The organism is Ohtaekwangia sp., assembly GCF_036568665.1.
Taxonomy (GTDB): Bacteria; Bacteroidota; Bacteroidia; order Cytophagales; family Cyclobacteriaceae; genus Ohtaekwangia.
This window is the reverse complement of record NZ_DATCSD010000004.1, coordinates 1-6,036: the sequence shown is the minus strand read 5'-3', so window position 1 is coordinate 6,036 and position 6,036 is coordinate 1. Positions and strand designations below refer to the sequence as shown.

General features: G+C 42.3%; 6 protein-coding genes and 1 pseudogene. 1 reads left to right on the top strand and 6 read right to left on the bottom strand.

What is annotated here, in order from left to right; all coding sequences use genetic code 11:
- The 5 genes and pseudogenes from VIN08_RS00160 to VIN08_RS00140 form a co-directional block, all read right to left on the bottom strand.
- Window positions 1-372 (bottom strand): annotated as a pseudogene (locus VIN08_RS00160) (5-(carboxyamino)imidazole ribonucleotide synthase); the annotation flags it as partial.
- A gap of 119 nt (window positions 373-491) precedes the next feature.
- A complete protein-coding gene (locus VIN08_RS00155) occupies window positions 492-2,408 on the bottom strand; it encodes a peptidylprolyl isomerase (RefSeq protein ID WP_331958403.1) in 1,917 nt (638 codons plus the stop codon).
- Between the two features lie 14 nt (window positions 2,409-2,422).
- Complete coding sequence (locus VIN08_RS00150) at window positions 2,423-2,803, bottom strand: hypothetical protein (protein ID WP_331958400.1); 381 nt, start codon at window positions 2,801-2,803, stop codon at window positions 2,423-2,425.
- Between the two features lie 87 nt (window positions 2,804-2,890).
- Window positions 2,891-5,014: a ferrous iron transport protein B gene (gene feoB / locus VIN08_RS00145; RefSeq protein WP_331958397.1), complete on the bottom strand. Its 2,124-nt coding sequence runs from the start codon at window positions 5,012-5,014 to the stop codon at window positions 2,891-2,893.
- Between the two features lie 3 nt (window positions 5,015-5,017).
- The gene (locus VIN08_RS00140; RefSeq protein WP_331958394.1) at window positions 5,018-5,248 is read right to left on the bottom strand and encodes a FeoA family protein; all 231 of its coding nucleotides are present in this window, start codon (window positions 5,246-5,248) and stop codon (window positions 5,018-5,020) included.
- Window positions 5,249-5,365: 117 nt separating this feature from the next.
- Between VIN08_RS00140 and VIN08_RS00135 the strand changes: the two genes are divergently transcribed.
- Complete coding sequence (locus VIN08_RS00135) at window positions 5,366-5,515, top strand: hypothetical protein (protein WP_331958391.1); 150 nt, start codon at window positions 5,366-5,368, stop codon at window positions 5,513-5,515.
- Window positions 5,516-5,518: 3 nt separating this feature from the next.
- Here VIN08_RS00135 and VIN08_RS00130 read toward each other — a convergent pair.
- Window positions 5,519-6,036, bottom strand: a 518-nt coding sequence (locus tag VIN08_RS00130; RefSeq protein ID WP_331958388.1) for a sulfite exporter TauE/SafE family protein, incomplete at its 5' end; no start/stop codon positions are given.

The window sequence follows — 6,036 nt, the reverse complement described above, 5'->3', positions numbered from 1 at the left end:
AAATTCAGCAGTAGGAATGTTATGATCCTGATAAAATGTTTTCTGAACTCTTTTATCTTGAATAAGCTCGATCACTTCAGGCTGCGGATATACCTTCTTGCCTTGCTTTACCAATTCTTTTAAAGCGCGGGTATTTACGTTTTCTATTTCAATAGTAATTACATCACACGCTGCTCCAAACTTCATAACCGTGTCAAAATCCGTGAGCTTGCCATGATGAAATTCTGCAAGTGTTGCACAAGGCGCGTGTTCATCCGGATCGAGAATGGAGAATGGTATATTAAAATCTATACCCGACTGCAGCAGCATCCTGCCCAGTTGGCCGCCTCCCAGTATACCGAGCTTAAAATTTTGTTGGAACGAAAGACTCAAAGCTTGAAATTTTGGGCAAGTTAAAACAGTAAACGCGATCTGTAAAATGGGAGCACTTCATTTATCTGAAGTTTTGAAGGTCAGATGAATGGATATATACACGCTATCGCTATATCTCTCTATTGATCCGTCAGTCTAGTTTCCAGTATCAGATCGCCCACTTCAATTTTATGCACTACATCCATACCGCTTTCCACTTCAGCAAAGATAGTATACCGGCCATCCAGGTGAGGTGTTGGCGAATGTGTGATAAACCACTGTGTACCTTCTGTATCTTTTCCGGCAGAAGCCATGCCTACACTTCCTGTTTTATAGCGCAACGGTGAAAATTCTGAGCGAATAGAATAGTCCTCACTGCCCCAGCCATCGCCACGATTACATCCGGCTTGAATAACAAAATTCGGAACTACGCGATGAAAGAACTTTCTATCGAAGTATTGACTCTTGGCAAGCGTAACAAAATTAGCCACAGAGCCAGGTGCTTCTTCAACTTTCAGTTTGATGACGATATCACCTTTCGTAGTCTTAATAAGTACGCGTTGATCTTTTGGAATAGACTTTACAAGTTTCCAATCGATAGGATGATTGAAATCGTTTTTTACAGGAGGCGAAACTTTCTTCCCTTCTATATAGGCGATCGCTGCTTCCAGTGGTTGAAGAGCTTCGTTGTCTTTTGGAAGTGATAGTTTCTTCCTGGCTTCATACAGAAATGAGAAATCCTTTATAGTCCTTTTATACCCGAGTGTTGAATCAACCAACGCACCGGCTACTGTTCCGATAACCGCGGCATCGCCTGTTTGTATAGCCTTGATATATAGTTCTGCAAAATGACTTTTGAAGCCGGGTTTAAAGTTCTTATGATAGTTCATGGCTACCAATGCTCCTGCAGCCGATGATTTTATAACCGGAGTATCTGCCTGCAGTAACTGTTCACTTACAAAATCTGCTTCACCTACTGACTGTTGCAACGCTGTGATCAATGCTGCCTTTGCATAGGGATTTTCCGCTGCCTTTATCTTAGTTTCTATTTCGGCAACTACTTCTTTTGTATCACTCACTCGCAGAATGGCTTCATATATATTTCCCTGCAAGCGATAATTTGAAATATCCTTTACAAGTGCTATAAATTCAGCTGTAAATGCTGGTGTGAGTGCTTCATTGATCACCTCAGCAGCAGTTATAGCTACATTGATCTGTTTATCGTTCAACGCATACTTCAATGTTTCCTTCGTTTTATCAAATGGGAATGATTGAAGACCGCGCGTGGCATTTACACGAATGCGATAATCTGCATCGCTCTTTACAATGCGCTCCAAGGCAACGCGAGATGATTCTGTTTTAATCTTTCGAAGCGCTAACGCTGCGGCCATACGCACATCCGATGACAAGTCATAAAGTGCCGAATGAATGATGATACTTTCCTGTGCATCAAATCCTTTTGCTCCTCTTGCAAAATACTGCGCTGCTGCCAGGCGTGTTGGTTCTGTGTGAGGCTTCTGTAAAAGTTTTGCCACGTGCTCGTTCAAGGTGCTGTCTACTCTGCCTTTCAAACCCGCACGATAAAACGAAAGAGCAAGTCCCTCCCTCGCAAGCGAATCTTTCGGTGTAATTTGAAGCGACCATTTAGGAGTAGCTTTCCCGTAAGCTTCCAGAATTTCTCTCACCACAGTGCTATCTTTTTCACGATCTATAGCCATTGCTAATGAAACAGCACAGGCAGGTGTAGCGGTTTGTCCTAAGGCATAGGCTGCAGCTTGCCTCACTCGAGCATCAGCATCGTTCAATAATACATACTGCAACTCATCTGCAAACGAAGTGTCTTGTACCGAGGCAAATGCCAGCACTGCTTCCTTTCTATAGAGTGCATTTTCACTCCTGAAATATATATACAGACTATCAGTATTTCGGTGATCCTGGAAGTCGGCAATTTTTACCAGTACAGTATCCGAAAATTTATTTATTATTTGTTTCGGCTTCGTGCATGAGGTAAAGATGAGAAGCAGCAGTGCCGCGCAGGTATAAATGGATTTGGTCATACGTAAATATATAGCTAGAAGATAGGAGGTAAAGATCGTGCATAATTTACTACCTGGTCAAACTCCAAACCGGCAGTTTTGATAGAGTATAACAACAGTTTGATTTCCTTAACATGTACTCTCCCATCTGCTTCCGACAATCGGTATAATGTTGCAAACACTCTCAATTTCTCTTCATTGCTACAGGCATTTATTAACTCGATGCCTGTATCATAAACTCTACGTTCATTGAAATTACGAAAGCCAGCTTCAAACTCCTGAAACACATCGTTTGGAATATTTTCTCTGTCTTTTATAATGCGCAAAGCTTCCAGTTCTTTTTCATCGGCAATTCCATCTGCATCAATTAATAATTTGATGAGATATAGTAATCCCAATTGGTAATTCTTATTCATGAGAGAGGGTTGATATCCCGAAGATAACAGAATTTACGGACAACCATTTTTGAGGTAGTCTGTCGGAAAAATACCCTCGACTAAAGGTCAGGAAAATATCTGGAAGACAGCAAATGCCGAGACGTAAGCAAGCACTGTCATATAAGTAAGTTGAAGAAGGGGCCACTTCCAGCCATGCGTTTCTCTATATACTACCGCCAGTGTGCTCATACACTGCATAGCAAAAGTATAAAAGACAAGTAGCGACAGTCCTACAGCCGGAGTAAAGCGAGCGCCTCCTGTTTCCGGATTAACTTCTTCTTTCATACGGGCTTTTATAGTAGCATCATCTTCACCATCCACACTTCCTATACTATAGATAGTAGCGATGGTACCGACAAAAACTTCGCGTGCTGCAAATGATGTGATCAACGCAATGCCGATCTTCCAATCGTATCCCAGCGGTTTAATCGCTGGTTCTATCGCTTTACCTACAATACCGGCATAAGAATGTTCCAGTTTATAGGCAGCTATACGATCGGCAAAAGCCTGCTCGGTTAAGCGCATGTTTTTGGTTTGCTCCTGCACAACTTCCTGTGCTTTGCTCATGGTATCGCCCGGGCCATAACTTGCCAATACCCAAAGTATAATGGCGATAGCCATAATCACTTTACCAGCCTGCAATACAAATGCTTTTGTTTTTTCAAGAATGGTATAGCCTACATTCGACCATTTAGGAATACGATACGTTGGCAACTCCATGATCAGGTAGCTACGCTCTTTTACACGGATCAGATGTTTCATAATCCATGCAGAACCTATGGCTGCTATAAACCCGAGCAGGTATAGGCCCATCAATGCAAGCCCTTGCAAGTTGAAAAAGCCTAATGCTTTTTGATCAGGAACGATCAAGGCAATCAGGATAGTAAATATAGGCAAGCGTGCAGAGCAACTCACCAATGGTGTTACCATAATGGTAATGGTGCGTTCCTTCCAATTATCAATTGTGCGTGTAGCCATAATAGCCGGTATAGCACACGCTACACCCGACATGAGCGGCACTACGCTTTTACCGTTCAATCCAAACTTGCGCATTAGTTTATCCATAAGAAAAACTACCCGCGCCATATAGCCCGATTCTTCCAGTATAGAAATGAAAGCAAATAATATAGCGATCTGTGGAACAAAGATGATGATGCCTCCCAAGCCTGGTATAACTCCTTCTGCAAGTAAGCGCGTGAGCGGACCATCGGGTAATGCAGTACCTATATATTGACTCAAGCTTGCAAATACACTATCAATAAAATCCATAGGCACTGTGGCCCATGCAAAGATTGCCTGAAAAATAAGGAAGAGTATGCCGAAGAAGATCAGGTATCCCCATACTTTATGTGTGAGTATAGCATCCAGTTGGCTGGATTTCTTTTTCCACAACTGATCGGTGGGAGCTTTTAATGTGATCTCGTTTAAAAGATCCTGGATAAAACTATATCGCTGTATCGTTTCTGCTCCCTGAAATTTACCCGGAAAGAACTTGTGGGCGCTTCGTATAGTATCAACTATATTCTTTCGTTCACCGCTCAGAAAACCAAGTGACTGCGGTTGCTCCAGAAACAGATAAGCTTCGTAATCATTATCAACACCCAACTTCTGACGAAGCTCGCGAACTGGTGCCTGTGCATCATCCCAAATGGAAAATATCTTTTTATCAGGTACAGGCAACGGTTTGGCTAGCTGTTTTTTCAGTTCTTCCAGTCCGACACCGTTACGTGCATTTATAGGTACAACGGGTACACCCAGTTTTTTAGACAACAATTGTAAATCGTAACTGATGCCGGCTTTCGCTACGAGGTCCATCATGTTCAGTACAAGCATTGTTGGCAAGCCAACATCAATCACTTGCGTTAACAACAATAGTCCGCGCTTCAGGTTAGTAGCATCGGCTACTACTACAATTTTATCAGGTGTATTGGCAGAATGATGATCGAGCAGTACTTCAGAAACAATCTGTTCATCGAGACTGCGTGGATATATACTATATATACCAGGGAAGTCGATAATCTCAACAACACTTCCATCGAGGAGTGTGCAACTTCCCGATTTTTTTTCTACAGTAACACCCGGAAAGTTTCCGATCTTTTGATTAAGACCAGTAAGATGATTAAAAAGAGACGATTTACCCGAATTAGGGTTGCCTACCAATGCAATTTTAGAACGTTTGGGAGCGGCCATTACTTAATTGAGGATGGAAATAGTCGCAGCCTCCTCTAACCGAAGAGAAAGCTCGTATCCGGAAACACTGATACACACCGGGTCGCCAAACGGAGCCGTAAAATTAAATCGCACGGCAGCGCCTGGTAAACATCCCATTTCCATGAGCTTTACAGACAGATGATCATCCGTAAACCCCGCCACAATCCCCACTTCACCCGGTTTCATCTGGGATACATTTTTCTGCCGTGCCATTCCCGACTTATTTAGATTAAATTCAAACAAGACAAAGATATGGGTGGTTCCAGTCTTGAGCAAATGATTTATTTTTAGAAAGAAGATGTTATCCGATTGAATACACTTTCCAAAATTATGGCCAGGAAAAAGAAAGAATCCAGGAAAGCTTCGGCTCCTAAAGCTCAACCTTCCAAGCAGGAGGAGACTGTGTTAGAAGAGACAAAAACGAATGATTACAGAGGACTACCTCAGCGTGATCTGAAAAAGAATCTGGGTTGTGGTTAATACTTACAGTGCCGCTACGCTAACAAAAATGATCCGGATGCTTACCAAAATAACTACAATGCCAACCAGGATCATCATTCTCTTAATCGGCAAGCGGCTCGATAAATAAGCGGCTATGGGAGCCGCAATAACACCACCAAGAATAAGACCTATAATTATTTGCCAATGACTCAATCCTATCACCGCGAAAAAAGTGATGGAGCTGGCAAGTGCTACAAAAAATTCTGTGAGATTAACGGAGCCTATAGTATAACGGGGATGTCTTCCTCCTGCTATCAGCGTTGAAGAAACAATGGGTCCCCAACCACCACCACCAATAGAATCCATAAAGCCACCGAAGGTTGCCAGGCGGGGAATAGTTTTTGTTTTTATTTTCTTATTGCTCCCGTAAATAGCTTTACGAACAATAATAACACCGAGATATAGAGTATATATCGCTATAACTGGTTTTATATATTGATTATAATTTTCGAGCGATGAGAGAACATACGCTCCTAATGCAGCTCCAATCACACCAGGCA

What these genes read in the sequence shown, in the direction of transcription:
- VIN08_RS00150 (WP_331958400.1), bottom strand. Translation starts at nt 2,803, where the DNA reads ATGAATAAGAATTACCAATTGGGATTACTATATCTCATCAAATTATTA.
- VIN08_RS00155 (WP_331958403.1), bottom strand. Translation starts at nt 2,408, where the DNA reads ATGACCAAATCCATTTATACCTGCGCGGCACTGCTGCTTCTCATCTTT.
- VIN08_RS00140 (WP_331958394.1), bottom strand. Translation starts at nt 5,248, where the DNA reads ATGGCACGGCAGAAAAATGTATCCCAGATGAAACCGGGTGAAGTGGGG.
- feoB (WP_331958397.1), bottom strand. Translation starts at nt 5,014, where the DNA reads ATGGCCGCTCCCAAACGTTCTAAAATTGCATTGGTAGGCAACCCTAAT.
- VIN08_RS00135 (WP_331958391.1), top strand. Translation starts at nt 5,366, where the DNA reads ATGGCCAGGAAAAAGAAAGAATCCAGGAAAGCTTCGGCTCCTAAAGCT.